This is a genomic window from Halomonas sp. TA22 (assembly GCF_013009075.1).
Classification (GTDB): domain Bacteria; phylum Pseudomonadota; class Gammaproteobacteria; order Pseudomonadales; family Halomonadaceae; genus TA22.
The window spans coordinates 1,300,034-1,326,123 of record NZ_CP053108.1; the positions used below are offsets into that span (position 1 = coordinate 1,300,034).

Below are 26,090 nucleotides of genomic sequence, written 5' to 3' on the forward strand. Positions count from 1 at the left end.
GCTGGGCCAATGGGGTCCGAGCGAGAAGGAAATTGAAGCACTATGGGGAAGTCACTGGTCATCGTCGAATCGCCGGCCAAGGCGAAGACGATCAACAAGTATCTCGGCAACGATTTCATCGTGAAGTCGAGCGTGGGTCATATTCGTGACCTGCCGACCAGCGGCTCGGGCAAGTCGGCCTCCGATCCAAAGGAGCGTGCCCGGCAGGCAGCAGCGACGCGCAAGATGTCGCCGGAAGACAAGGAGATCTACAAGAGGCGCAAGGCTTGGGATCAGCTGATCCGACGCATGGGTATCGACCCTGAGCATGGCTGGGAAGCGCACTACGAGATACTCCCCGGCAAGGAGAAAGTGGTCTCGGAGCTTCAGAAGTACGCTGCCAAGGCAGATACCGTCTACCTGGCGACGGATTTGGATCGCGAAGGGGAGGCGATCGCCTGGCACCTTCAGGAGACCATTGGCGGCGACGATGCGCGCTACAAGCGCGTGGTCTTCAACGAGATCACCAAGAATGCCATCCAGGAGGCCTTCAAGGATCCCGGCAGACTCAATATAGAGCGGGTAGAGGCGCAGCAGGCGCGGCGATTCCTCGACCGAGTGGTCGGCTTCATGCTCTCGCCGCTGCTGTGGAGCAAGATTGCCCGTGGCCTCTCCGCTGGCCGCGTGCAGTCGGTGGCGGTACGCCTGATCGTCGAGCGCGAGCGCGAGATCCGCGCCTTCGTGCCCGAGGAGTTCTGGGACGTCCATGCTGACTTGCTGCCGGCGGACGTGACCAACGGGGCGAAAGACACCGATCCGATCCGCTTCGAGCTGGTACGCCAGGAGGGCAAAGCGTTTCGCCCCACCTCCGAGGCTGAGACGCTCGAGCGAATCGCTGCGCTGCGCAAGGCGCCACTCGCGATCACCGCACGCGAGGACAAGCCGACCCGCTCCAAGCCCAATGCCCCCTTTATTACCTCCACGCTGCAGCAGGCGGCCAGTGGCCGGCTGGGGTTCTCGGTCAAAAAGACCATGACCCTCGCCCAGCGCCTCTATGAGGCGGGTTATATTACCTACATGCGTACCGACTCCACCAACCTTTCCAAGGATGCTGTGGAGAGCGTGCGCGATTACATTAGCAGCGAGTATGGCAGTCGCTATCTGCCCGAGGCGCCCAACCGCTACTCCAGCAAGGAGGGAGCCCAGGAGGCCCACGAGGCGATTCGTCCCTCTGACGTGGCCAGGCAGGCCACCGACCTTGCTGGCATGGAGCGCGACACCGAGCGCCTCTACGAGTTGATCTGGCGCCAGTTCGTAGCCTGCCAGATGACGCCGGCCGAGTACCTCTCCTCGACCCTGACGGTCGAGGTGCAGGGCTTCGAGCTCAAGGCCAAGGGGCGTGTGCTCAAGTTCGACGGCTATACTCGCGTCATGAAGCCCGCAGGGAAGAAGGAGGAGGATCAGTCGCTCCCCGATCTCGTCGAGGGCACGCCGATGCGTCTCGAGTCCCTCGAGCCCTTGCAGCATTTCACCAAGCCACCGCCCCGTTTTACCGAGGCGAGCCTGGTCAAGGAGCTTGAAAAGCGGGGGATCGGCAGGCCCTCCACCTATGCGTCGATCATCTCGACGATTCAGGACCGTGGCTACGTCAAGCTCGAGAGTCGGCGCTTCTATGCCGAGAAGCTCGGCGATATCGTCACCGAGCGGCTCAAGGAGTCGTTCGGCGATCTGATGGACTACTCCTTCACCGCGCGGATGGAGGATAGCCTCGATGAAGTGGCCGAGGGGAGCCGTGAGTGGCGAGAGCTGCTCGACAGCTTCTATGCCGAGTTCCGGGCCGCCCTCGAGCTTGCCGAGAGCGAGGAGGGGATGCGTCCCAACCAGCCGGTGCCGACCGACATCGACTGTCCGAGTTGTGGGCGCAAGATGCAGATCCGTACCGCCTCCACCGGCGTCTTCCTGGGGTGCAGCGGTTACAACCTGCCGCCCAAGGAGCGCTGCAAGACCACCATCGATCTGATTCCTGGCGAAGAGGCGGTCGCCGCCGATGCTGGCGAAGAGGCCGAGACCGAGGCGCTGCGTGCCAAGCACCGCTGTCCGAAGTGCAGTACCGCCATGGACAGTTACCTGCTCGATGAGACGCGCAAGCTGCATATCTGCGGCAACAGTCCCGATTGCGCGGGCTACGAGATCGAGACGGGGCGCTTCAAGATCAAGGGCTATGAAGGCCCCACTCTCGAGTGCGACAAGTGTGGCTCGGAAATGCAGCTCAAGACCGGACGCTTCGGCAAGTATTTCGGCTGTACCAACGAGACGTGCAAGAACACCCGCAAGCTGCTCAGAAGCGGCGAGGCGGCACCCCCGAAGATCGATCCGATTCCGATGCCCGAGCTTAAGTGTCAGAAGGTCGACGATTACTACGTGCTGCGTGACGGGGCCAGCGGGCTGTTCCTGGCGGCCAGCCAGTTCCCCAAGAATCGCGAAACGCGCCCGCCGCTGGTGCGCGAGCTCAAGGCGCATGCCGAGGCGCTGCCGGAGAAGTATCACTTCCTGCTCAAAGCGCCGAGCGAGGATCCCGATGGCCGTCCGTCGCAGATTCGCTTCTCGCGCAAGACCAAGAGCCAGTACGTCATGACCGAGGAGGAGGGTAAGGCGAGCGGCTGGCGCGCACTTTTCGAGAATGGCAAGTGGCAGGTGGAGGACAAGCGAAAGTGACCCCGAGAGGCCGAACCAACCAGCTGCTCTATCAGGCGGAACTATTGCTGGATATCGATGGCGGGACGGATGAGCACGCCGACGCCCGTAGAGCGGGGGCCCAGGAGGGGGCGTTGGCGTTGGCAGAGCTTGCGCTCAACGCCGCACTGCGCGAGCTGACCGAGCATGCTCGCCTGCCGCGCCATGAGTGGCGACTGCTGCTCGGAGACGCGGCACCGTCTCTGGCCGAGCTCGAGCGACTGCGTGAAGAGGCTCGAAGTCCGCAGAGCTGGCTTGCGGTACTACTGAACCATGTCGAGGCGCTGCATAGTGTCGAGGGCGCCTCGCGTCGCCGACCGGCTGCGGCGTCCACCAGCCTCATCGCTACCGCCGAGCAGCCCTCGCTTCGCGATGAGCTGCGCTGGTGCCTCGCGCAATTCAAGGCAGAGCTCAATGATCTTCGCGAAACCAGCGTTGAGTGGTGACGGGGTTGCTCCGGCGATGATACGCTTGGCGGAATGATGACTACGGCCATGGAGCACCATGGTCGTTTTTTATTGCTTGCTTATGCCACATACGATTGGGGGTAGCCGCGTGTCAGATACCGCGATTCTGGAAATCGTCGAACTCAGTGATGGTGAAATCGTTCTGCGTGCGGCGGATGGCGATGGCGAGCCGCTGGTGCGCATCCATATTTCCGACGAGGCGGCACAACTGCTGCGCAATAGTCGTTTCGAGGTGGCCCAGGAGATGATCGATCACGCCATGTCCCACAGTGGTCTTTGGCAGGAAACCCAGGAGGAGCGAGAGACGGGATCGACGCTTCATTAATGGCTGCGGAAAGGCTCGCCATCTTCGTTGATGTGCAAAACGTCTACTACACCACCCGACAGGCATTCGGTCGCCACTTCGACTATAACGCCTTCTGGTCGCGCGTGACGCCGGGCCGTGACTTAGTGGTGGCCAACGCCTATGCGGTCGAGCGGGGCGATGCCAGGCAACGGCAGTTTCAGAATATTCTGCGCGGTATCGGCTTCAGCGTTAAATTGAAGCCCTATATCCAGCGCAGCGATGGCTCGGCCAAGGGCGACTGGGATGTGGGGATTACCCTCGATGCGATGGAGACTGCACCTCTTGTCGATCGCGTGGTGCTGCTCTCCGGCGATGGCGATTTCGACCTGCTCGTGGCGCGGATGCGTGAGCGGCATGGTGTGATCGTCGACGTGTTCGGCGTCCGACAGCTCAGTGCCGATTCGCTGATTCGCGCGGCCAGCGAGTTCGTGGCGATCGACGCGCCGCTATTGATGGGTTAGGTCCATCAAGGCGATTTGCCCAAGAGAAATCGATGAGGAGCGCGATGAGAAGCGAGGTGGCAGCGCTGCGGTTGTCCGCATTCATGGCGCTGCTAGTGGGGATAGTTGCCACGGCGGTGGCCCTGCTGGCGAACTCCCAGGCCATCCTGCTGGATGGCATGTTCAATCTCGTCTACTTCGGCATTGCGTTGGTCACGCTTCGTGTCAGCAGGCTGGCGAGCTACCCGGATAGCGACCGCTATCCTTTTGGTTACACCTACTTCGAATCGCTGGTCAATGCAGGCAAGGGGGTGATGATCCTCGGCGTCTCGTTCTATGCGCTGTTCGAGGCGAGCATTGCCCTGATGACCGGCGGGAGCGAGATCGCGGCTGGACTGGCGATCGGTTATGCGCTATTCGCCACTCTCTGCTGTGCCATCACTGCCTGGTCGCTCAGCCGTACCCTGCGCCATGTGGACAGCCCGCTGGTCAGGGCGGACCAGGAGAACTGGGTCGTCAATAGCCTCATTTCGGCAGCGGTGCTGCTGGCATTTTGTCTCATCCCCCTGCTCGAACGCTTTCAGCAGCCGCTGTTGATTCCCTACATTGACTCCCTCCTGGTGATCGTGGTGGTGTTGCTGTGCCTGGGCGTGCCGGTACGCATGGCCTCCCGGGCGATACTCGAGCTGCTCAATCGTGCGCCGCCCGAGTCGCTGGCCACGCCGGTTCGGGCAGCCATCATCGAAGAGCTGAAGGAGTTGCCGACGCGCCAGGTTCGGGTGCGCATGGTGCGCCCGGGACGCATGCTCTATGTCGTCGTGCATGTGGTACTGCCCGAGGAGTTTCCGCTGCACTCACTGCGCGAGCTCGATGCACTGCGTGAGCGCATCGACTCTGCCGTACGCAACATCTACTCGCCGCTGATCGTCGATACTCTGTTCACCGCCGATGCCCACTGGGCCATGCCATCGTCCGGCTTGCTCGTTCGCAGTGAGTGATCGGCATTGGAGGCGAGGTCGTCGCTAGCATGCCGATAGTGATGGACGAGCGAGGCGGCAAGGTATGAGAGTCATGGATAACCCGGTACAATCGCGCACTTTTGCACCAGCCATCGGACCCCTACGTGATCTCCACCGCTAATATCACCATGCAGTTCGGGGCCAAGCCCCTGTTCGAAAACGTCTCCGTCAAGTTCGGTAATGGCCATCGCTACGGTCTCATCGGTGCCAACGGCAGCGGTAAGTCGACGTTCATGAAAATCCTCGGCGGTGACCTTGAGCCCTCCTCCGGCCAGGTGATGGTCGATTCGGGCGCCAGGCTCGGCAAGCTGCGCCAGGACCAGTTCGCCTTCGAAGAGCAGCGGGTCATCGATACGGTGATCATGGGTAATCACGAGCTGTGGCAAGTGGCGGCCGAGCGTGAGCGTATCTACTCATTGCCGGAGATGAGCGAGGCCGACGGCATGACGGTAGCCGAGCTGGAAACGCGCTTCGCCGAGCTTGACGGCTATACCGCCGAATCGCGTGCTGGCGAGCTGCTGCTCGGGCTTGGCATACCGCTCGAGCAGCACTTCGGCCCGATGAGCGAGGTCGCCCCTGGCTGGAAGCTGCGTGTACTGCTGGCCCAGGCCCTGTTCGCCGACCCCGATGTCCTGCTACTCGACGAGCCGACCAACCATCTGGATATCAATACCATCCGCTGGCTTGAGGGGATGCTCACGGCACGCAACAGCACCATGATCATCATCTCCCACGACCGCCACTTTCTGAATAGCGTCTGTACCCACATGGCGGACTTGGACTACGGCGAGATCAAACTGTTTCCCGGTAACTACGATGAGTATATGACGGCCGCGACCGCGGCTCGCGAGCGTCTGCACGCAGACAATGCCAAGAAGAAGGCGCAGATCGCCGAGTTGCAGAGCTTTGTCAGCCGCTTCTCCGCCAACGCTTCCAAGGCCAAGCAGGCTACTTCTCGAGCGCGCCAGATCGACAAGATCAAGCTCGATGAGATCAAGCCCTCAAGCCGGGTCAGCCCATTCATTCGCTTCGACCAGCATCGCAAGATTCATCGCAATGCCGTGAATGTCGAGGCGATCAGCAAGGGTTACGATGAAAAGCCGCTGTTCGAGCGCTTCAGCATGACCGTGGAGGCGGGCGAGCGTATTGCGATCATCGGCCCCAACGGCATCGGCAAGACCACCCTGCTCAAGACCCTGGCAGGAGAGCTCCGTCCCGATGCCGGGCAGGTCAAATGGACCGATAGTGCCGATCTCGGAATCTTCGCCCAGGATCATGCTCATGACTTCGCCAACGATGCCACGCTATTTGAGTGGATGTCGCAGTGGAGTGATGGCGGCGAGCAGGTGATTCGAGGCACGCTTGGGCGCATGCTCTTCTCGAGCGACGATATCGGCAAGTCGGTCAAGGTGATCTCGGGCGGTGAGCAGGGACGCATGCTGTTCGGCAAGCTGTCGTTGACCAAGCCCAACGTGCTGTTGATGGATGAGCCGACCAATCACCTCGATATGGAGTCCATCGAGGCGCTCAACCTGGCGCTTGAGAACTATCCGGGTACGTTGATCTTCGTCAGCCATGACCGTGAGTTCGTCTCCTCGCTTGCGACGCGCATCATCGACATGAGTGGCGACGGCATCATCGACTTCACTGGCGGCTATGATGAGTATCTGCGCAGCCAGGGTGTCTTGGGCTGAGTCTGGACGGCGATCATTGACCAGTCTGTGCCAGCTTGTCGTAAGGTAATGGGAGGCCAATGGAGGGGAAATCGTGACAGATCGACACAATCGGCTATCGCAAGCCATCGAGCGCCTGGACGCACTGCATGCCGAGGATCCGCGGATCGAGCGGGTCGAGGGCAGGGAAGTGCCTTATGAGCTGCTCTATGCTCAACGCATGAGTGCGTGGCTCGAGAAGATCAATCCCGAGCCATCGGAAGCGCTGCGCCTGGCCGTGCGTGCCCAGCACCTGCAGCGCTGGCGCCTGCCACGAGATGATTATCCCCGTGATCGTCCCGGTTATCTGGCCTGGCGGCGCGAGTTGGGGCGTCGTCAGGCCGAGCAGGCGTCTGCCGTACTTAGCGAGGTGGGGTATGAGCCAGAAACTTGCGAGCGCGTCGCCGCGATGATTCGCAAGGAGGAGCTCAAGCACAATGCCGACACCCAGGCACTGGAGGACGCGGCCTGCCTGGTGTTCCTTAACCACTATTTCAACGATTTCATCGAGCAGCATCGGGGCGAGGAGGGCAAGCTCGAACGTATCGTACGCAAGACCTGGCACAAGATGTCGCCTCGCGGCCACGAACTGGCAGCGACGATCCCCCTCTCGGCAGAGGAGCAGGCCGTCGTGCAGCGGGCGCTGCAGTAACCAGTCAAGGTTTTGTCTCGCTGTGCCGTTAAAGGGTCGAGCGTGAGCCAAAGGGTTTGTAACCTGACGCAGAATACAGTAGAAAGCATTGACGATTTATTAGGAAGCAAGATCGATGACGTTAGCGACACGCTTTATCGCCTTGTTGGCGATGGTTTTACTGCCGGCACTTGGTGCCCAGGCCAATCTGCTTGAGCATCTGCAGACGAATTCCTTTCAACCCAATCTTCAACCGTTGACACCCAATGAAGTCTGGGTGCTGGTCGATGATCGCAGCGCGAGCTTGTCCGTTTACCGGGGTGAGCATGTCATCGAGCATTTCTCCCCCGTGTCGCTTGGCCAGCGTGGTGCTGCTCCCATGCGTACGCGTGGCGATCTGCGCACGCCGACCGGCGAGTTCCGTATCGATCGCATCAATCCCGAGAGCCGGTTCCATCTCTTTTTTAGCCTCGATTATCCCACGCCTTGGCATGTGCGTGATGCCTTCAGTGCGGGGGTGATCAGCCAGCAGGATTATGACGATTATTACCGCCATCTACGCCGCTATGGCAGCCCGCCCCAAGATACGATCCTGGGAGGCAATATCGGGATTCATGGTATCGGCAAGGGCGACCCGACCATCCATGAACAGTTTCATTGGACGCAGGGGTGCGTGGCGGTAACCAATGAACAGATCGAGCGTCTAGCGAGACTGATCGGCATTGGCACCCGTGTGGTAATCCGCTAGCCTCAACATGATATCGATAGGATTTTTCATGTAGACAAGCTAACCTTGTCTATAATAAAACAGCGTTTGACATCACGGACATCTGATACCACCGTGAAGAAGAACCTGCCGACAGCAGGACGCCTGGTAAACAGGCACTATCCAAGCTGAACCAAGGAAGACCCTCAAGGAGAACGTTATGACTTTCAAGAACACCCTCAAGATGACCGCTGCTGCTGCTTCTTTGGCCGTTCTGGCCGGTTGTGCCAACCAGGGCATGGACGAGCTGCGTACTACTGGCGAAGCCACTCAGGCGGATGCCGCTCAGGCGCTGAACGTTGCCAACCAGGCGCAGAACACGGCTACCCAGGCGCAGCGCGATGCGCAGGCAGCACTGCAGATGGCTCGTGAGAACCGCGAAGAGATGAACCGCATGTTCCAGCGCTCCATGCAGAAGTAAGGCGCGCTACTTGCGGTGTCGGTGGGCCGCATGACCTTCCGGCGTCGAGCAGTATCAGGGGCTGGGCACCTTCGGGTTGTCCGGCCCTTTTAGCATATGCTCTTGGTCCGAGAGGGTAGTGATGCCAAAATGTGCTCGCTCTTTTCGAGACACTCTTGTGATAAGCGTATCGATTCCCGGGAATGATTAGGATGCGAATAGGCCTTCGTTTTTAACGAATGAAACATCGTAGAGGCTTGTATAGTGGCGGTGGTAGCGAAAGGCTAAGTCAGCCCGAAGTTTCAACTGCGATATTGCCCGGCTCAGCCGGGCTTTTTCGTACCCGGCTGGGCCGGGCTGGTTAATGCAGGTGGGGTTTGTTCGAGGCTGTTTAAGGGCTCGGTTTAGGACTTAGTTCAGGGCGATTTCAAGCTCTTGATAGAGTCCGCTTGCCATCAGGATCTGTTCGTAAAGGCCGGCAGGTTCTTCCGGCTCCTGACGCTCGAGGGGCTCCTCTTCGGCTTCGCGAAGCACGGCGATGGGCTGACCCTTGGGGTGTTCGACCTCCTGCCGAACGCGTCCATAATCCACCGGTGGCTGATCGTCCCCAAACGCCTTGGCCAGCGAATCAAGGGCATTGATCACGGGGACGAACGAACCGTCGCTCTCTTCAAGCAACGGGAAAGACTGTACGTAGAGCGTCTCGCCATCCCAGCCCGCCTTGAAGGGCTCATTGATCAACCTGACGGTAGTGCCGCTGGGAACGCGTTCGTAAAGCGATTCGATGTCCTGGGGCAGCATGCGAATGCAACCGCGGCTGGCGCGCATGCCGACCCCTTCGGGGCGGTTGGTGCCATGGATCAAGTAGCTTGGTATGCCGAGTAGAATGGCATGGCGGCCCAGGGGGTTGTCTGGCCCCGGAGGCACGATGGCGGGGGGCGGCTCGCCCCGTGCAGCGGCTTCCTCTCGCATCGAGCGTGGCGGCGACCAGTGCGGATCCTTGACCTTGACGGTGGTCTTGGTGGTGGCAACCGGTGTGGCGAAGCCATCCCGCCCGACACTGATCGGATAGGTCTCGACGATCGGCGTTTCACCTGAGGTGGCAGGCGGATAGTAGTAGAGTCGCATCTCCGGCAGGTTCACCACGAGCCCTTCGCGCGGCCCCGGTGGCAGGATATGGCGCATGGGCAGCACCACTTCTGCCCCTTCGCCGGGATACCAGAGGCTGAGGTCGGGGTTGGCGCGTTGCATCTCGTCGACACCCAGCCCAAAGCGGTGACCGATATCGATGAGCGTATCCTCATGGGTAGCGACCACGTTTCTGATCTCGCCGATCACATCGCCATCGCTTGGCAGTGGGTAGTGTCCGACCGGCAATCCACTGCCACTCGTCTCCGCCATCAGCGCAGGAGAAGCGATCAGCAGCACCGAGGCCAGCGAGGCCCGGATCATGTGATACCAGCAAGACTTGCCGGCAGATTCTTTCACTAAAGTCTTCATTGCCCGATCTTCTCTCATCAACGGAGTCATGAGGCGGTGCCTTGGGCGGATGCGTTCAGGCGGCCTCGGTCTTTCTGTTCAATCGCTCCAGCAACGTTTCAAGCGCTTGGAAGCGGGTCTCTTCGTCTTGCATGTCAAGCTCGAAGCGCAGCGTATCGGCGCCTTCGAGTCGATAGTGCTGCGGATCTTTCTGTATCAGCGTTACCAGCGTCATCGGGTCAACGGCTGTGCTGCTCGCGAAGATGATGCGGCCACGCTCGGCACCGGCCTCGAGCCGGCTGATTCCCAGACGTTCGGCCCGCTGGCGCAACCGGGTCTGGCGCATCAGTGTCTTCACCGGGGCTGGCAGTAGACCGAAGCGGTCGATCAGCTCGACCTGTAGCTCCTTCAGGGCCGCTTCATCCTCTGCGCTGGCAATGCGTTTATACATGATCAGACGTTGCTGCACATCGTGCATGTAGTCGTCCGGTATCAAGGCCGGCAAATTCAGGCTGACTTCCACCCCCTGGTCGAGCGGCGCATCGATATTGGGGGTCTTGCCGGCCCGGATGGCCTTGACCGCACGATCAAGCATCTGCATGTACAAACTATAGCCGATGGTTTCCATCTGGCCGCTCTGCTCGTCGCCGAGCAGCTCCCCGGCGCCGCGAATTTCCATGTCATGGCTGGCAAGCGTAAAGCCTGCGCCAAGGTCCTCGGCCTGGCTGATCGCCTCCAGTCGCTTGACGGCGTCGCGACTGATCGCCTTGGGTGGAGGCGTGAGCAGGTAGGCGTAAGCCTGATGGTGGCTGCGTCCCACTCGACCCCGCAGCTGGTGCAGCTGGGCCAGTCCGAACTTGTCGGCACGCTCGATGATGATGGTGTTGGCGCTCGGGACGTCGATGCCCGTCTCGATGATGGTCGAACACACCAGCACGTTGAAGCGCTTGTGATAGAAGTCAGACATCACACGCTCGAGCGAGCGCTCCGGCAGTTGCCCATGTGCCACCCCCACCCGCGCTTCGGGCACCAGCTCGCGTACCTGCTGAGCACTGCTCTCGATGGTCTTGACCTCGTTGTGCAGGTAGTATACCTGTCCGCCGCGCAGTACCTCGCGCAGAATCGCCTCCTTGAGTACCGACTCGTTGCGCTGCTGAACGAAGGTCTTGACCGACAGGCGGCGAGCCGGAGGGGTAGCGATGATCGACAGATCGCGAATGCCGCTCATCGCCATGTTCAACGTGCGCGGTATCGGTGTGGCCGTTAGTGTGAGTATGTCGACCTCGGCACGCAGACTCTTTAGTCGCTCCTTCTGTGCCACCCCGAAGCGGTGCTCCTCGTCGATGATCAGTAGCCCCATATTGGGGAAGCTTATGCTCTTGGAGAGCAGCTTGTGGGTGCCGATCACGATGTCGGCACGCCCATCGGCAATACGCTTGAGGCTCTCCGCCTGCCCCTTGCCGGCGGAGAAGCGAGAGACGAGCTCGACCTGTACAGCGGTATCGGCAAAACGGTCGCGGAAGTTGTCGTAATGTTGCTGGGCGAGCAAGGTGGTGGGCACCAGCACCACCACCTGACGGCCCGAGTGCACGGCGAGGAAGGCGGCGCGCATCGCCACCTCGGTCTTGCCAAAACCGACATCGCCACACACCACGCGATCCATCGGGCGCGGTGATGTCATGTCCTGGATCACCGCATGGATGGCGGCGCGCTGATCCGGGGTCTCCTCGAAGGGAAAGCTGCCGGCGAAACGGCCATACTCCTCGGGAGGGAATTCGCAGGCGAACCCCACCCGCGCTTCGCGCCGGGCATAGACATCGAGAAGTTCGGCGGCCGTGTCGCGTATCTTCTCGGCGGCCTTTTTGCGCGCTTTGTCCCACTGATCGGAACCGAGACGATGCAGGGGTGCCAGCTCGTCGCTGGCGCCAGCATAACGAGAGATGAAGTGAAGGCTATCCACGGGCACGTAGAGCTTGGCGTTATCGGCATACTCAAGCGCGAGAAACTCTGCGGCCTGACCGCCTGCCTCGAGTTTTTCCAGTCCCAGGTAACGTCCCACGCCATGGATTTGATGCACCACTGGCGAACCCGGATGGAGCTCGGATAGGTGGCGTACGGCGAGTTCGTTGTCGTCGGTGACCTTTTCACGACGCCGACTTTGTCGTACCACCTCGCCGAACAGTTCGCTCTCGGTGATGACAGCGTAGGTGAGCCGTTCATCGCTGGCCTCGAGATCGCTGGTCTTGAAATCGGTAATGCAGAGGCCATCACCCAGCTCGCCTTCGGTAATGGCCAGGCGCTGATCACCCTTGACGAAACTTGGCCAGTCCGCGACATGGGGAAGTGACAGCCGAAGGGGAGCCAGCACCTCTTCCAGGGCTTCCCTGCGTCCGCGCGACTCGGCAACGAACAGCACGCGTGCCTGGCCATGCTTGCCAAGAAAGCGCTCCAGTGAGGCAGTCGGACGTTGTGCCCGCGCATTGATGGCAACCTTTGCTACCGGACGCGTGGCGGGAACCTTGGCATGCGCATGGTCGCGATCTTCGACCAGTGCTATGCGAGGGTGACGCTTGAGGGCGGCGAACACCTCTGACACCGGTACGAAGGCGCGATGAGGCGGGAGTAGGGGGCGTGTCGGGTCGACGCCGAGATTCTCGTAACGGCTTTGGATGGCCGTCCAGTGATGCTCCGCGGCCTCGTGCACCTGAGGCATCATGGCGACGCGCGTGCCGTCGGCGAGATGCTCGAAGAGGGTGGCGGTCTCTTCGAAGAACAGCGGCAGGTACTGTTCGAGGCCTGGCGAAGGAATGCCCTTCAGCGCATCCACATAGAGCGGCGACTGCCGTGGATCGACGTCGAACAGCGTCTCGAAACCTTCACGGAAGCAGGCGATCGCCGAGCGCGATAGCGAGTACTCATGGGCGGGCAGCAGCTCGATGTGCTCGACTTTGTCGCGGGAGCGCTGGGTGTCGGGGTCGAATTCGCGAAGGGTGTCGATCTCGTCGTCGAACAGGTCGATGCGCAGCGGCGCCTCGCTGCCCATGGGAAACAGATCGATCAGTGCGCCGCGCAGCGCATATTCGCCCGGTTCATAGACGGTCTCCACAGCACGATATCCGGCCCGCGACAGGCTTTCACGGAAACCTTCACGATCCAGCATCATGCCCACTTCCAGTGTCAGGACGCGCCCGGCGATATAGTCGGTGGGGGGTAGGCGTTGCATCAACGTATTGATTGGTACCAGCACGATCCCGTGGGTGGCTTCCCTGAGCTTGCGCAGCGTGCGCAGGCGTGCCGAGACGATGTCCTGATGAGGCGAGAAGCTGTCGTAGGGCAGGATTTCCCAATCGGGGAAGGGCATCACCGGCAGCTCGCTGTAGAAGCGCAGGTCGTTCTCCATGCGCTGGGCCTGCGCGGTATCCGCGGTGATCACCAGCAGCGGAGCATCGAGGGCGAGACGTGATAGCGCTAGGGCGGCAGCGCTGCCCTCGGGGCTTTGCCAATAGAGGGTATCGCGGATACCCGATGGGCGCGGCGGGTCGAGCGGAGAAAAATGCGGCATGGCGTCGTGGTTCGTGACCTTGAAGAGTGAAGTGGGAATGATATCAGCCCTTTATGGCGCTTGTAGTCAACCCCTGTTTTCTGTCATTTCCCTACAACCCTTGCGACCATCCAGCAATTGCGGCAGCGCAGCGCAGCCGGGATAATAACGTCCAATTATGCATACCCTCGATTATGCATCTCCTTGACACCTGTTGACGAAAGAGAGGCCTTACGTGACTCAGCAAACGCTCGATACCGTCTTTGAAGAGTGGCAGGGTAGCGAAGCTATCGCCGAAGAGATGATTCCGTTACTTGGCAAGCTCTATCGCCAATACAATGTAGTTACCACTCTGTTCGGTCGTTCGCTGATCAATCGCTCGGTGATCCGTATCCTCAAGGATCACCGCTTCGTCAAGAAGGTCGAAGGCACCGAGCTCGATGTGCGCGATACCTACCCCCTGGTCAGGGCAATGATCGATCTCAACCTGGGGCCGGCTCACGTCGATATCGGCAAGCTGGCGGTGGCGTTCAAGAATAGCGCAGAAACCGATCCCACGGCTTATCTCAAGCGCGAGCTGACCGAGATCGTCGGTGGGCATGATGCCGACGGTCATGTGGGCGAGCCAAAGGATGTCGTGCTCTACGGTTTCGGGCGCATTGGCCGCATCCTGGCGCGCATCCTGATCGAGAAGGCGGGAGGCGGCAATCTGCTGCGTCTGCGGGCCATCGTGGTACGTGGCCGTGGCGATATCGCCAAGGATCTCGAGAAGCGTGCCAGCCTGTTGCGTCGTGACTCCGTCCATGGCCCCTTCGCCGGGTCGATCAGCATCGATGTCGAGAACAGCGCCCTGATCGCCAACGGCAACTACATCAAGGTGATCTACGCCAACTCGCCTGGCGAAATCGATTACACGGCCTACGGCATCGATAACGCCATCATCGTCGACAACACCGGCATGTGGCGCGACGAGGAGGGCCTGAGCCAGCATCTGGCCTGCAAGGGGGCAGCCAAGGCCCTGCTGACGGCGCCAGGCAAGGGTGACGTCAAGAACGTGGTGTTCGGCATCAATCATGCCGACATCACCAGCGACGATCGCATCGTTTCCGCCGCCTCGTGTACCACCAACGCCATCGTGCCTGTGCTCAAGGCGATCAATGATCGTTACGGCATCGAACATGGTCATGTCGAGACGGTGCACTCCTACACCAACGACCAGAACCTGATCGACAACTACCACAAGGGCGACCGCCGCGGGCGCAGCGCGCCGCTCAACATGGTGTTGACCGAGACCGGAGCAGCCAAGGCGGTCGCCAAGGCGTTGCCGGAGCTCGCCGGCAAGCTGACGGGCAATGCCATCCGCGTGCCGACGCCCAATGTCTCGATGGCGATTCTCAATCTGAACCTGCTGGCCGAATGCGATGCGCAGAGCCTCAACGACTATCTGCGTCGCATGGCGATCCACTCGCCGATGCAGAAGCAGATCGACTACGTCGACTCACCGGAAGTGGTGTCATCGGATTTCGTCGGCAACCGACATGCCGGTATCGTCGATGCCAAGGCCACCATCGCCGATGGCAAGAACGCCGTGCTCTACGTCTGGTACGACAACGAATTCGGTTACAGCTGTCAGGTAGTACGCATCCTGCAGCACATGTCCAACGTCAGATTCCTCGCCTTCCCCATGGATCGCGGCTGACAGGCCTGGCGGGGCTCGTCGACATGACGAGCCCCTTTGAAACATCTCTCGTCACCCTGACATCCACTTCCCCATCTTCTCTCCCTCCGTCATGCCAATCACTTGGCAGGGCAGTTGCGACCTAAGCGCAGGTGGCCTTTCAGTCACCTTCTCTTTATAATGCTTGCGATTTATGGGGATGGCTCGGCATTGCCGAGCTTTACTTACAACCTTCTGAATAAGAAAGAATTCAAACGCCGTGCCGCCTGATTTCTGACGCCACCGTAGTGTGCCCTCTTCGAGTGTGTGGCATTTCGCGCGTTCTTGAGTTTCTTTGCTTACCGTCAGATTCGACAACTGGGCGAGATATGATCGAAGTCAAGAAAGGCCTGGATCTCCCCATCACGGGGTCACCCGAGCAGCGCATCGAAGATGCGCGCCCGGTGCGCCATGTGGCAATTCTGGGTAATGACTATGTCGGCATGAAACCCACCATGGAGGTCCGCGAGGGCGATAGCGTCAAGCGTGGACAGCTGCTTTTTACCGACAAGAAGATCGATGGAGTGCGCTTCACCGCGCCTGCGGGTGGAGAGGTGATCGCGATCAATCGCGGCGAGAAGCGTCGCCTGCTGTCGGTGGTGATCAAGGTCGCCGAGGGTGAAGAGCCGGTCGAGACCTATACCGCGCATGGTGCAGGCAGCTTGGCCAGTCTAGACCGCCGGGTCGTGGTGGAGCAGCTCGTCGAGTCCGGGCTGTGGACGGCGCTGCGTACGCGTCCCTTTTCACGCACGCCGGCACTTGATGCCTTGCCGTCAGCCATCTTCGTTACCGCGATCGATACCCATCCACTCGCTGCCGACCCGGCAGTGGTGATCGATGAACAGCCAGAGGCGTTCGCCAATGGCTTGAAAGTGCTGACTCGCCTGACCGAAGGTCGTGTCTTTCTCTGCAAGGCACCCGATGCCCAGCTGCCCGGTGGCGATATCGAGGGAGTGCAGATCGAAAGCTTCTCCGGTCTACATCCCGCCGGCCTGGTAGGGACGCACATCCATTATCTCGCACCGGTCGCGCTGCATCGTCATGTCTGGCACATTGGCTATCAGGACGTGATCGCTTTCGGCAAGCTGTTTGCCGAGGGTGTTCTGGATGTCAGCCGTGTCGTCGCCCTGACTGGGCCGCGCGCCGAGAAGCCGCGTCTGGTTCGTACCCGGCTGGGCGCGAGCACCGAAGAGCTGTTGGCAGGTGAGGTGATCGAACCCGACGACACACGCGTGATCTCCGGCTCGGTGTTCTCCGGTTTTACGGCCGAAGGCAATCTTCGCTACCTGGGGCGCTTCAACAACCAGATCACACTGCTCGAAGAGGGCAACAAGCGTGCTTTCATGGGGTGGCTTTCACCTGGTACCAACCGACATTCGATCCTGGGGATCTATGTCTCGCGCTTCCTTGGGCTGACCAAGTATGCGCCGTCGACGTCGACCAACGGTTCCGAGCGTGCCATGGTGCCGGTCGGTAGTTATGAGGCGGTAATGCCGCTGGATATCCTGCCCACGCAACTGCTGCGTTCACTGATCGTCGGCGATATCGAAGCGGCGATGGATCTGGGTTGCCTGGAGCTGGACGAAGAGGACCTCGCCCTGTGCACCTACGTGTGCCCTGGCAAGTACGAGTACGGTCCCATCCTGCGTGACAACCTCTCCATGATCGAGAAAGAGGCTTGATGATGAGTATTCGGCAGACACTCGACCGTCTCGAACCGCACTTCCACAAGGGGGGCAAGTACGAGAAGTTCTACCCCCTCTATGAGGCCGTCGACACGATTTTCTATGCGCCTCCCAGCGTGACCAAGACCACCGCCCACGTGCGTGACGGGGTCGATCTCAAACGCATCATGATCACGGTATGGGCTTGTACCTTCCCTGCGATGTTCTTCGGCATGTGGAATGCCGGCTGGCAGGCCAACGTGGCGATATCCGAGGGTTACTCCTCGATGGGCAGCTGGCGCGAAGCGATCATGATGATGCTTGCCGCCGGGCACGAGCCGGGCAGTCTCTGGGCCAATTTCGTGCTGGGGGCGACCTACTTCCTGCCTATCTATCTGGTGACCTTCGTGGTCGGCGGCTTCTGGGAAGTCCTGTTCGCGGTACGCCGCGGTCATGAAGTCAACGAAGGCTTCTTCGTCTCCTCGGTGCTCTATGCCCTCATCCTGCCGGCCACCATTCCGTTGTGGCAGGTCGCGCTGGGCATCACCTTCGGTATCGTGATCGGCAAGGAGATCTTTGGTGGCACCGGCAAGAACTTCCTCAACCCGGCGCTGACCGGTCGTGCCTTTTTGTACTTCGCCTACCCTGCGCAGATCTCTGGCGATGCGGTGTGGGTGGCCGCCGATGGCTTTACCGGCGCCACGCCGCTGTCGCTGGCCTTCCAGGATGGCATGGCGGCAGTGACCGAGCAGTACAGCTGGTGGGACGCCTTCCTCGGCTTCATACCGGGCTCGGTTGGCGAGACCTCGGCACTGGCCATTCTGATCGGGGCTGCAATACTGCTCTGGACGCGCATTGCTTCGTGGCGAATCATGCTAGGCACTTTCCTTGGCATGGTCGCGACCAGTGCGCTGTTCAATCTGATAGGCTCGGATACCAATCCGATGTTCCAGATGGCCTGGTACTGGCACTTCGTACTCGGCGGCTTCGCCTTCGGCATGGTGTTCATGGCCACCGATCCGGTATCCGCCTCCATGACCAATCAGGGGCGGCTGCTGTTCGGTGCCTTGATCGGTATCATGACGGTGCTGATTCGCGTCGCCAACCCGGCCTTCCCGGAAGGGATCATGCTGGCGATCCTGTTCGCCAACCTGTTCGCTCCGCTGATCGACCATTTCTTTGTCCAGGCCAACATCAAGCGTCGCAAGCAGCGTAGCGGCGTACCCATGGCCGAGGAGAGCGCCTGATGGCAGCAAGCAGCAACAACTCCATCAAGAAGATCCTGATCGTAGCCTTCGCCCTGTGCATCGTCTGCTCGGTAGTGGTGTCGACCGCTGCCGTGGCGTTGCGCCCGCAGCAGCAGGCCAATCAGGAAATCGACCGCAAGACCAATATCCTGCGTGTGGCCGGTGTGCTGGATCGCAACGAGGATATCGATACCCAGTTCGCCGCCTTCACACCGCGTGTGGTCGAGCTGGAAACGGGGGAGTACAGCGATCAGTTCGACCCCGAGACTTACGATGGCTTCGCCTATCGTCGCGATCCGGCGGTCTCGCGCACCTTGTCGGGCGAGCGCGATATCGCTGGACTGACGCGTCGAGAGGACTACGCTACCGTCTATCTGCTGGGTGACCCCGATGACCCCGAGCAGATCATCCTGCCGATTCGCGGCCAGGGGTTATGGGGCTTGATGCGTGGTTTCTTGTCCCTTGAAGGGGATGGCAATACCATTGTCGGTATCACTTACTATGAGCATGGCGAAACGCCAGGGCTTGGGGGGGAAGTGGACAATCCGCGCTGGCAGGCCCAGTGGCCTGGCAAGGTGGTGTTCTCCGATGAGGATAGCGTCACGCCCGATATCCGACTGGTGAAAGGAGCGGCGACTGGCGAAAGTGAAGTCGATGCGCTCTCCGGTGCCACCCTGACCAGCAACGGTGTCACCAACATGTTGCAGTTCTGGCTGAGTCCGGAAGGGTTCGGTGAGTATCTGGCCCGTTTCCGCGATCAAGTCGATCCGGAAGATGCCGCTGAAGCTACCCCCGACTTCGACGTAGAAGGAGCCTAAGCATGGCCGCAATCACTCCCAAAGGCGTTCTCGTTACGCCGATCTTCAAGAACAACCCGATCGCCTTGCAGATTCTGGGCATCTGTTCCGCTCTGGCCGTCACGACCACCATGAGCGTGACGCTGGTCATGTGTATCGCGGTAATCGCGGTCACGGCCTTTTCCAACCTGTTCGTATCGTTGATACGCAATCACATCCCATCGTCGATTCGTATCATCGTGCAGATGACCATCATCGCCTCGCTGGTCATCGTGGTCGATCAGGTGCTCAAGGCCTACGCCTACGACATGTCCCGGCAGCTTTCGGTCTTCGTCGGCCTGATCATCACCAACTGTATCGTCATGGGACGCGCCGAAGCCTTCGCCATGCAGAACGGGCCGGGGCTGTCGTTCCTCGACGGCATCGGCAACGGTATCGGCTATGGACTGATCCTGATGGTCGTTGCCTTCTTCCGCGAACTGTTCGGCTCGGGCAGCCTGTTCGGCTTCACCCTGCTGCCTGCGGTACAGGATGGTGGCTGGTACGTGCCCAATGGCTTGATGCTGCTTCCACCCTCGGCGTTCTTCATCATCGGTCTGTTCATCTGGGCCCTGCGCGCGCTCAACCCCGAGCAGATCGAGGCCAACGAGTTCAAGATGAAGCACAACACCGAACCGAAGGAGGCCGTGTAACATGGAACACTATCTGAGCCTATTCATCGCCTCGGTGTTCGTCGAGAACATGGCCCTGGCGTTTTTCCTGGGCATGTGTACCTTCCTTGCCGTCTCCAAGAAGGTCGCCTCGGCGTTTGGCCTGGGTATCGCGGTGGTAGTGGTGCTGACCATCACCGTGCCGGTCAACAACATAATCCTGGGATTTCTGCTCGCCGAAGGCGCGCTGACCTGGACCGGCATTCCAGGAGCCGAGAACATCGACCTGTCATTCTTGGGCCTGCTCTCCTATATCGGCGTCATCGCCGCCCTGGTGCAGATACTGGAGATGTTCCTCGATAAGTTCGTGCCGGCGCTCTACAACGCGCTGGGCGTGTTCCTGCCGCTGATCACGGTGAACTGCGCGATTCTTGGCGGCACCCTATTCATGGTCGAGCGTAACTACAACTTCGCCGAGTCGGTCGTCTATGGCGCCGGTGCCGGGGTTGGCTGGGGGCTTGCGATTACTGCGCTGGCGGGGATTCGCGAACGCCTGAAGTACAGCGATGTGCCGGCTGGCCTGCAGGGGCTGGGTATCACTTTCATTACCGTGGGTCTGATGTCGCTGGGCTTCATGTCCTTCTCCGGCATCCAGATCTGAGCCGCGCCCGGGTGGAGCTAGGCCCGCCCGGGTGCCCGGTCATGACACGAAACAACATAGGAACCCGACATGGTTGATACAAATGTCATCTTGCTCGGCGTGGTGATGTTCACCGTCATCGTTATCGGCCTGGTAATGGTGATCATCGCGGCACGCAGCAAGCTTGTCAGCAGTGGGGAGGTGACCATCGAGGTCAACGGCTCTCCCGAGCACACCCTGACTACTCAGGCCGGCGGCAAATTGTTGAATACTCTGGCAGCCAACGGCATCTTTCTCTCCTCCGCCTGTGGCGGTGGTGGCTCCTGCGCGCAGTGCAAGTGCCGGATCGAAGCGGGCGGCGGTGCCATTCTGCCGACCGAAGAGTCCGCCTTCACCATGCGTGAGAAGAAGGATGGCTGGCGTCTCTCCTGCCAGGTGCCCGTCAAGCAGGACATGAAGATCGAGGTGCCCGAGGAGGTGTTCGGCGTCAAGCAGTGGGAGTGCGAGGTCATCTCCAACCCCAACGTCGCCACCTTCATCAAGGAACTCAACCTCAAGCTTCCCGAGGGCGAGAACGTCGACTTCCGCGCCGGGGGCTATGTGCAGCTGGTGGCGCCGACCTACGATATCAAGTTCTCCGACTTCGATATTGAGGATGAATATCGGGGGGACTGGGACAAGTTCGATCTGTTCAAGATTTCGCACAAGAACACCGAGGAGACCATTCGTGCCTACTCGATGGCGAACTATCCGGAAGAGGTCGGCATCCTCAAGTTCAATATCCGTATCGCCACGCCGCCTCCCGGGACGAGCCATCCGCCGGGGATCATGTCCACTTACGTCTTCAGCCTGAAGCCGGGTGACAAGGTCAAGGTGATGGGGCCCTTTGGTGAGTTCTTCGCCAAGGAGACCGACGCCGAGATGGTGTTCGTAGGTGGCGGTGCCGGTATGGCGCCGATGCGCAGCCACATCTTCGATCAGCTCAAGCGCTTGAAGTCCACGCGCAAGATGAGCTTCTGGTACGGTGCGCGCTCCTGGCGCGAGACGTTCTACAACGAAGAGTACGACCAGCTTGCCGAGGAGTTCGAGAACTTCGAATGGCATCTGGCGCTTTCCGACCCGCTCCCGGAGGATAATTGGGAAGGGCCAACGGGTTTCATTCACAACGTGCTCTATGAGAACTATCTCAAGGATCATCCGGCACCGGAGGACTGCGAATACTACATGTGCGGGCCTCCCATGATGAACGCCTCGGTCATCAAGCTACTCCTCGACATGGGGGTAGAGCCCGAGAACATCATGCTGGACGACTTCGGCGGATGAGCCCGGTCGCCTTACGGCGACTCACGAGGCCGGCCCCTGGCGGGCCGGCCTCGTTCTCGTTATGGCTTGCCGTTGTCAGCGCCGTCATCATGCTGACGGGGTGTGGCGAGCGGGAGCCTGCACGTTATCTGCATGGCACTGCCTTCGATAGCGGATACCATATCACCTTGTATGCCGAGTTGAGTGACGCCGATCTGTCGCGTCTTCAAATCGATATACAAAGTGAAGTGGCACGCTTGGAAAATGACTATCGCCGCATGCGTGAGCGACTGGAAGCTGCCGAGAGAGCCAGCTCGGCTGTGCGCTTGACGACGCTTGGGAGCCCTGCGGTATTGGCCGATATGCTAGATGTCATGGTACATGGCTACGGCGTCGATCGGTTGGCCGGCTGGCTCGAGAGACAGGATATCGAGCGCTATCTGGTCGAGCTGGGGGGCGATATGCGTGCGGGGGCCGAGCCGGGCACTCGCGCCTGGCGCCTGGCGCTTGAGGAGCCTTCCGAGGGGCAGCGTTCGCAGGCTCACATTGTCGAACTGGAACACGCATCGCTGGTTACCGCCGGCGATTTCCGCGACCTTGCCCCACGACCAGTCGATGGCCTCTCGCCTGTCACCGATGATAAGCAGTTGGTTGAAGTCACGGTGCTGCATCCTCAGGCCATGATGGCAAGTGCCTGGGCCAATGCACTGCTGTCGATGTCGCCCGCGCAGGCCGAGAGAGTGGCAGGTCAGCGAAGCATTAGTGCTTATTTTATTGTCACAGGGCCACAAGGGTATGAAACCGCCGTCAGTCCGGCGCTGGCGACGCATTTCGAGTAGCTGCCGCCCTGAGTTTCAGCAATCTTTACATTACGTTAGCGGCTGGTCATTCCAGCGAGGAGAAACAATATGACGATCTGGTTATTGGTGTTAGGGCTCATGGCGCTGGGCATGACGGCAATGGCGATAGGCGTGCTGGTGGGACGCAAACCCATTGCGGGCTCCTGCGGCGGCCTGAATAACTTGGGACTCAAGGATGGCTGCGAAATCTGCGGTGGCAAGGACGAAGTATGTGAGGAGGAGAACCGCAAGCGTGGCGCCAGAGCCAGTGAGCGTCGGCGCAGCGACGAGAGCCGTGGGACCGATCTGGGCTACGATGCGACACGCCGCTAACGCCTCGCCGTCGAGTTCGCCGTGCCGCTGAGCAAGGTGATTCGAGGATCATTACAAGAGTTCACTATTACAGACTCCAAGGAGACGCGAGAGCATATGGCAGTCCATAACTACGACGTGGTGGTGATCGGTACGGGCCCGGCGGGGGAGAGTGCCGCCATCAATGCCGCCAAGCATGGCAAGCGTGTCGCGGTGATCGAGAAGCAGCACGCGGTCGGTGGCAACTGCACTCATTGGGGAACGATCCCCTCCAAGGCGCTGCGCCATCAGGTCAAGCAGATCATGCAGTTCAATACCAACCGCATGTTCCGCGATATTGGCGAGCCGCGCTGGTTCTCGTTCCCCAGGGTACTGGAGCGCTCTCGCGTCACCATCGACCAGCAGGTCGAGATGCGCACCAAGTTCTACTCGCGTAATCGTATCGACCTATTCTTCGGTCTGGCGCGCTTCAAGGATGAGCGCACCGTCGTTGTGCGCGACAACCATGAAGGCGTCGAGGAGCTCTGCGCCCAGAAGATCGTCATTGCCACTGGCTCACGGCCCTACCGTCCTGCCGATATCAATTTCAATCACCCGCGCATCTACTGTTCGGACACCATCCTTGGTCTCAACCATACCCCGCGTACGCTGATCATCTTCGGCGCCGGGGTCATCGGCAGCGAATACGCCTCGATCTTCTCCGGATTGGGCGTGAAGGTCGATCTGATCGACTCTCGTGATCGATTGCTCTCATTCCTGGATAACGAGATCAGTGACGCGCTCTCTTATCATCTGCGCCAGAACGGCGTGCTGGTCCGTCACAACGAGGACTACGAACGCGTCGAAGGTAATGAGTCAGGGGTGGTGGTGCATCTCAAGTCCGGCAAGCGGTTACGGGCCGACGCCTTCCTTTGGGCTAACGGAAGAACCGGCAATACCGACAACCTGGGGCTTGAGAACATCGGCCTGGAAGCCAATGGGCGCGGGCAGTTACCGATCGACAATCACTACCGCACCAGCGTCCCGCATATCTATGCCGTAGGCGATGTGATCGGCTGGCCGAGCCTTGCCAGCGCCGCCTATGATCAGGGGCGCAACGCCAGCGATGATCTTCTCGATACCAATTTCCGCTTCGTCGATGACGTGCCTACCGGGATTTACACCATTCCCGAGATCAGCTCGGTGGGCAAGACCGAACGTGAACTCACCGATGCCAAGGTGCCTTATGAAGTCGCCCAGGCCTTCTTCAAGGATACGGCCCGGGCGCAGATTACCGGTGACACGGTCGGTATGCTGAAGATTCTCTTCCATCGGGAGACGCTCGAGATCCTTGGCATTCATTGTTTCGGCGACCAGGCATCGGAAATCGTACATATCGGCCAGGCGATCATGCAGCAGAAGGGCGAAGCCAATACGCTCGAGTACTTCATCAGTACCACGTTCAACTATCCGACCATGGCGGAAGCCTATCGGGTCGCGGCGCAAAACGGCCTGAATCGCCTCTTCTAGCCTTGATTCGGCTTGGCTGAAAGAGATAACGACTTATACCGTTATCTCTTTTTATTTGGTTAACTGGATGCTTCCCCTCTGTAGCGATATACCCGCAGGCTCGGTAAAAAAACGTGCTCCTCCAGACGTTCGTCACTGCGTTTGGCGCGCGTGCGTTTCTCGTTGGGGAAAGGGGGAGGGGCATTGTGATCGGGCAGGCGCCCGTCATGGCTGGGAATGAACAGTGGCAGCGCGACGTTCATGGCGCGGCGCGTGTGACCATCGGCCAATGGCTCCTCGAAGAAGAGGTTGGCCCGCATCAAGGGGGCCTGTTTCTGTACCTGAGCCAGCGGCTCACGGTCGGGTATTCCGGCCAGCCGTTCGAGTTGGATACGAATATGCGGTGCCTCGGCATCGAGAGCAAGCAGCTTCTGCTCGGCGTCACGTACGCTGAGCCGTTTGATCGAGCGGCCACTGGTGTACCAGGCCATGCGCACCCGGGCCAGGGGCGCATCAGCAACGGGGATGGCTCGCCAGCACTGCTTGAGGTGCAGCCGGGCAAGGCCCTGGCCACGTAGATGTGCATGCAAGGCCGGATGACGAAAGGGCAGTACCGCTTTGAGTTCGGCGATCAAACCACCAGCATCTCGACGGATGCGCGAAAGGATCTCGGCAAACGCTGCCTTGGCAGCGTTGACACGAGCCACCGCCTCCAAGAGCGTTTCATCGGCGGCGACCAGTGCGACATAGCTGCGCGTAGCGCGGCCGTCCTGCCCATCCTGATACCAAAAGTCGAGCAGGCACTGGCGCAGCCACTCGGCATCCGGGGTGGGAGTATGCAGTGCCCAGGCATTGCCGGGAGAGCGACGATAGCGCTCGACCAGCCCTTCGATACGCTCGATCAGGAGATCGAAGGCCGCTTCCAGCTCGGCAAGCAGCTGGTACGCCGGCTTGTTCAGGTGAGAAGAGGGGGGCATTGCCACTCAATCCTGGCCGCGTTCGGCGCGCAGTATCATCTCATCGATCTCGGTCTCGTCCATGGCGGGCTCCCCCGCGATGCGGTGAGACTCGCTCGCCCAGGCCCCCAGGTCGATCAACTTGCAGCGCTCGCAGCAGAAGGGGCGAAAGCGGTTCTCCTCGATCCATAGTACCTTCTTGTGGCACTGAGGGCAGGCAACCTCGAGCGGGCGTGATGGCTGTTCCTGATGCATGGCAATCGGCCCTTGTGATGGGTAAACGTCGTTGGGAGCGATAATACGGGGATAGGCTTTTCTTGCAAGGGGGCGAATCAGGCTGGTGATGACGAATGGCTAGCCTGTTGCCGGTACTGCCTGTCGAGTTCAGCGACCTGCCGCGTGAGACTTTGCGCATCACCGCTGTTATCGAGCACGTCATCGGCGCGGGAGAGACGCTCGGCTCTGGACATCTGGGCGGCAATGATCGCCCGGGCCTGGGCTTCGTCGACCTCATCGCGGCTCGTGGTGCGAACAATCTGAACGCTTTCCGATACGTCGATCACCAGGCAGCGGTCGGCCATGCGGTATTGACCCGATTCGAACAGCAACGGCGAGACCAGCAGGTGATAGGGGGCAGGACCCGCCGCCATCCGCTCCAAGTGGTGAACCAGACGTTGACGAATGCGTGGATGGGTGACCGACTCGAGCCAGCGGCGCTGGGTATTGTCGGCAAACACGATCTCGCGCAGGGCGCGGCGATTCAAGCAACCTTGCATGTCGAGCACTTGGCTGCCGAAACGTGCGGCGATCTCGTCGAGTGCTGGCTCACCGGGCGCTACCACTTCACGTGCCACGTCATCGGCATCCACCCAAGGGATGCCGTGGGCTTCGAAGGCATGAGCCACGCTTGATTTTCCCGAGGCGATACCGCCGGTCACGCCAATGGTCAGGCTCATGGTGGCCTC

At 60.3% G+C, this 26,090-nt stretch carries 24 protein-coding genes; 19 read left to right on the forward strand and 5 right to left on the reverse strand.

The window, feature by feature from the left end; genetic code table 11:
• The first annotated feature begins 42 nt into the window (after positions 1 to 42).
• The 9 genes from topA to HJD22_RS06075 all read left to right on the forward strand — a co-directional run bounded on the left by topA (position 43) and on the right by HJD22_RS06075 (position 8,514).
• The gene (gene topA / locus HJD22_RS06035; RefSeq protein ID WP_208653843.1) at positions 43 to 2,694 is read left to right on the forward strand and encodes a type I DNA topoisomerase; all 2,652 of its coding nucleotides are present in this window, start codon (positions 43 to 45) and stop codon (positions 2,692 to 2,694) included.
• Positions 2,691 to 3,158 (forward strand): DUF6586 family protein, encoded by a 468-nt coding sequence (locus HJD22_RS06040; RefSeq protein ID WP_208653844.1) that lies wholly within the window; start codon positions 2,691 to 2,693, stop codon positions 3,156 to 3,158. The genes topA and HJD22_RS06040 overlap by 4 nt, the downstream gene beginning before the upstream one ends.
• Before the next feature lie 109 nt (positions 3,159 to 3,267).
• Positions 3,268 to 3,504: a hypothetical protein gene (locus HJD22_RS06045; RefSeq protein WP_208653845.1), complete on the forward strand. Its 237-nt coding sequence runs from the start codon at positions 3,268 to 3,270 to the stop codon at positions 3,502 to 3,504.
• On the forward strand, positions 3,504 to 3,986 hold the full coding sequence (locus HJD22_RS06050) for an NYN domain-containing protein (protein WP_208653846.1): 483 nt from the start codon (positions 3,504 to 3,506) through the stop codon (positions 3,984 to 3,986). Before HJD22_RS06045 ends, HJD22_RS06050 begins: the two co-directional genes overlap by 1 nt.
• Before the next feature lie 44 nt (positions 3,987 to 4,030).
• A complete protein-coding gene (locus HJD22_RS06055; protein WP_208653847.1) occupies positions 4,031 to 4,963 on the forward strand; it encodes a cation diffusion facilitator family transporter in 933 nt (310 codons plus the stop codon).
• Positions 4,964 to 5,088: 125 nt separating this feature from the next.
• Positions 5,089 to 6,678 (forward strand): ABC-F family ATPase, encoded by a 1,590-nt coding sequence (locus HJD22_RS06060; RefSeq protein ID WP_208653848.1) that lies wholly within the window; start codon positions 5,089 to 5,091, stop codon positions 6,676 to 6,678.
• A 73-nt stretch (positions 6,679 to 6,751) separates the two neighbouring features.
• Positions 6,752 to 7,348, forward strand: coding sequence for a DUF4202 domain-containing protein (locus HJD22_RS06065; protein ID WP_208653849.1), 597 nt, complete (start codon positions 6,752 to 6,754; stop codon positions 7,346 to 7,348).
• Between the two features lie 115 nt (positions 7,349 to 7,463).
• Positions 7,464 to 8,075: a murein L,D-transpeptidase family protein gene (locus HJD22_RS06070; RefSeq protein ID WP_208653850.1), complete on the forward strand. Its 612-nt coding sequence runs from the start codon at positions 7,464 to 7,466 to the stop codon at positions 8,073 to 8,075.
• 178 nt (positions 8,076 to 8,253) lie between these two features.
• Complete coding sequence (locus HJD22_RS06075) at positions 8,254 to 8,514, forward strand: Lpp/OprI family alanine-zipper lipoprotein (RefSeq protein ID WP_208653851.1); 261 nt, start codon at positions 8,254 to 8,256, stop codon at positions 8,512 to 8,514.
• 390 nt (positions 8,515 to 8,904) lie between these two features.
• Here the strand turns inward: HJD22_RS06075 and HJD22_RS06080 are convergent, their stop codons facing one another.
• A complete protein-coding gene (locus HJD22_RS06080; RefSeq protein ID WP_248730125.1) occupies positions 8,905 to 9,981 on the reverse strand; it encodes a L,D-transpeptidase family protein in 1,077 nt (358 codons plus the stop codon).
• Positions 9,982 to 10,048: 67 nt separating this feature from the next.
• On the reverse strand, positions 10,049 to 13,534 hold the full coding sequence (mfd, locus tag HJD22_RS06085; RefSeq protein ID WP_208653852.1) for a transcription-repair coupling factor: 3,486 nt from the start codon (positions 13,532 to 13,534) through the stop codon (positions 10,049 to 10,051).
• A 214-nt stretch (positions 13,535 to 13,748) separates the two neighbouring features.
• On the opposite strand from mfd, the gene HJD22_RS06090 reads away from it, so the two are divergent.
• From HJD22_RS06090 to sthA, 10 genes are all read left to right on the forward strand, one after another.
• Positions 13,749 to 15,212 (forward strand): glyceraldehyde-3-phosphate dehydrogenase, encoded by a 1,464-nt coding sequence (locus HJD22_RS06090; RefSeq protein ID WP_208653853.1) that lies wholly within the window; start codon positions 13,749 to 13,751, stop codon positions 15,210 to 15,212.
• 347 nt (positions 15,213 to 15,559) lie between these two features.
• Complete coding sequence (locus HJD22_RS06095) at positions 15,560 to 16,912, forward strand: Na(+)-translocating NADH-quinone reductase subunit A (RefSeq protein WP_208653854.1); 1,353 nt, start codon at positions 15,560 to 15,562, stop codon at positions 16,910 to 16,912.
• Positions 16,912 to 18,141 carry an NADH:ubiquinone reductase (Na(+)-transporting) subunit B gene (locus tag HJD22_RS06100; RefSeq protein ID WP_208653855.1) on the forward strand — a complete coding sequence of 410 codons (1,230 nt, stop codon included), beginning with the start codon at positions 16,912 to 16,914 and terminating at the stop codon, positions 18,139 to 18,141. The genes HJD22_RS06095 and HJD22_RS06100 overlap by 1 nt, the downstream gene beginning before the upstream one ends.
• A complete protein-coding gene (locus HJD22_RS06105) occupies positions 18,141 to 18,959 on the forward strand; it encodes a Na(+)-translocating NADH-quinone reductase subunit C (RefSeq protein WP_208653856.1) in 819 nt (272 codons plus the stop codon). Before HJD22_RS06100 ends, HJD22_RS06105 begins: the two co-directional genes overlap by 1 nt.
• Positions 18,960 to 18,961: 2 nt before the next feature.
• Positions 18,962 to 19,630 carry an NADH:ubiquinone reductase (Na(+)-transporting) subunit D gene (locus HJD22_RS06110; protein ID WP_208653857.1) on the forward strand — a complete coding sequence of 223 codons (669 nt, stop codon included), beginning with the start codon at positions 18,962 to 18,964 and terminating at the stop codon, positions 19,628 to 19,630.
• A gap of 1 nt (position 19,631) precedes the next feature.
• On the forward strand, positions 19,632 to 20,249 hold the full coding sequence (nqrE, locus tag HJD22_RS06115) for an NADH:ubiquinone reductase (Na(+)-transporting) subunit E (protein ID WP_208653858.1): 618 nt from the start codon (positions 19,632 to 19,634) through the stop codon (positions 20,247 to 20,249).
• 69 nt (positions 20,250 to 20,318) lie between these two features.
• The gene (gene nqrF, locus HJD22_RS06120) at positions 20,319 to 21,551 is read left to right on the forward strand and encodes an NADH:ubiquinone reductase (Na(+)-transporting) subunit F (RefSeq protein WP_208653859.1); all 1,233 of its coding nucleotides are present in this window, start codon (positions 20,319 to 20,321) and stop codon (positions 21,549 to 21,551) included.
• Positions 21,548 to 22,369, forward strand: a complete 822-nt coding sequence (locus tag HJD22_RS06125) for an FAD:protein FMN transferase (RefSeq protein ID WP_208653860.1) — start codon at positions 21,548 to 21,550, stop codon at positions 22,367 to 22,369. The genes nqrF and HJD22_RS06125 overlap by 4 nt, the downstream gene beginning before the upstream one ends.
• Before the next feature lie 69 nt (positions 22,370 to 22,438).
• Positions 22,439 to 22,702 (forward strand): (Na+)-NQR maturation NqrM, encoded by a 264-nt coding sequence (nqrM, locus tag HJD22_RS06130; protein ID WP_208653861.1) that lies wholly within the window; start codon positions 22,439 to 22,441, stop codon positions 22,700 to 22,702.
• Positions 22,703 to 22,798: 96 nt separating this feature from the next.
• Positions 22,799 to 24,190 (forward strand): Si-specific NAD(P)(+) transhydrogenase, encoded by a 1,392-nt coding sequence (sthA, locus tag HJD22_RS06135; protein ID WP_208653862.1) that lies wholly within the window; start codon positions 22,799 to 22,801, stop codon positions 24,188 to 24,190.
• A 59-nt stretch (positions 24,191 to 24,249) separates the two neighbouring features.
• Here the strand turns inward: sthA and HJD22_RS06140 are convergent, their stop codons facing one another.
• The 3 genes from HJD22_RS06140 to coaE all read right to left on the reverse strand — a co-directional run bounded on the left by HJD22_RS06140 (position 24,250) and on the right by coaE (position 26,081).
• On the reverse strand, positions 24,250 to 25,146 hold the full coding sequence (locus HJD22_RS06140) for a DNA replication terminus site-binding protein (RefSeq protein ID WP_208653863.1): 897 nt from the start codon (positions 25,144 to 25,146) through the stop codon (positions 24,250 to 24,252).
• Positions 25,147 to 25,152: 6 nt separating this feature from the next.
• On the reverse strand, positions 25,153 to 25,380 hold the full coding sequence (yacG, locus tag HJD22_RS06145) for a DNA gyrase inhibitor YacG (RefSeq protein ID WP_208653864.1): 228 nt from the start codon (positions 25,378 to 25,380) through the stop codon (positions 25,153 to 25,155).
• A 77-nt stretch (positions 25,381 to 25,457) separates the two neighbouring features.
• The gene (gene coaE, locus HJD22_RS06150; RefSeq protein ID WP_208653865.1) at positions 25,458 to 26,081 is read right to left on the reverse strand and encodes a dephospho-CoA kinase; all 624 of its coding nucleotides are present in this window, start codon (positions 26,079 to 26,081) and stop codon (positions 25,458 to 25,460) included.
• Positions 26,082 to 26,090: the final 9 nt, after the last annotated feature.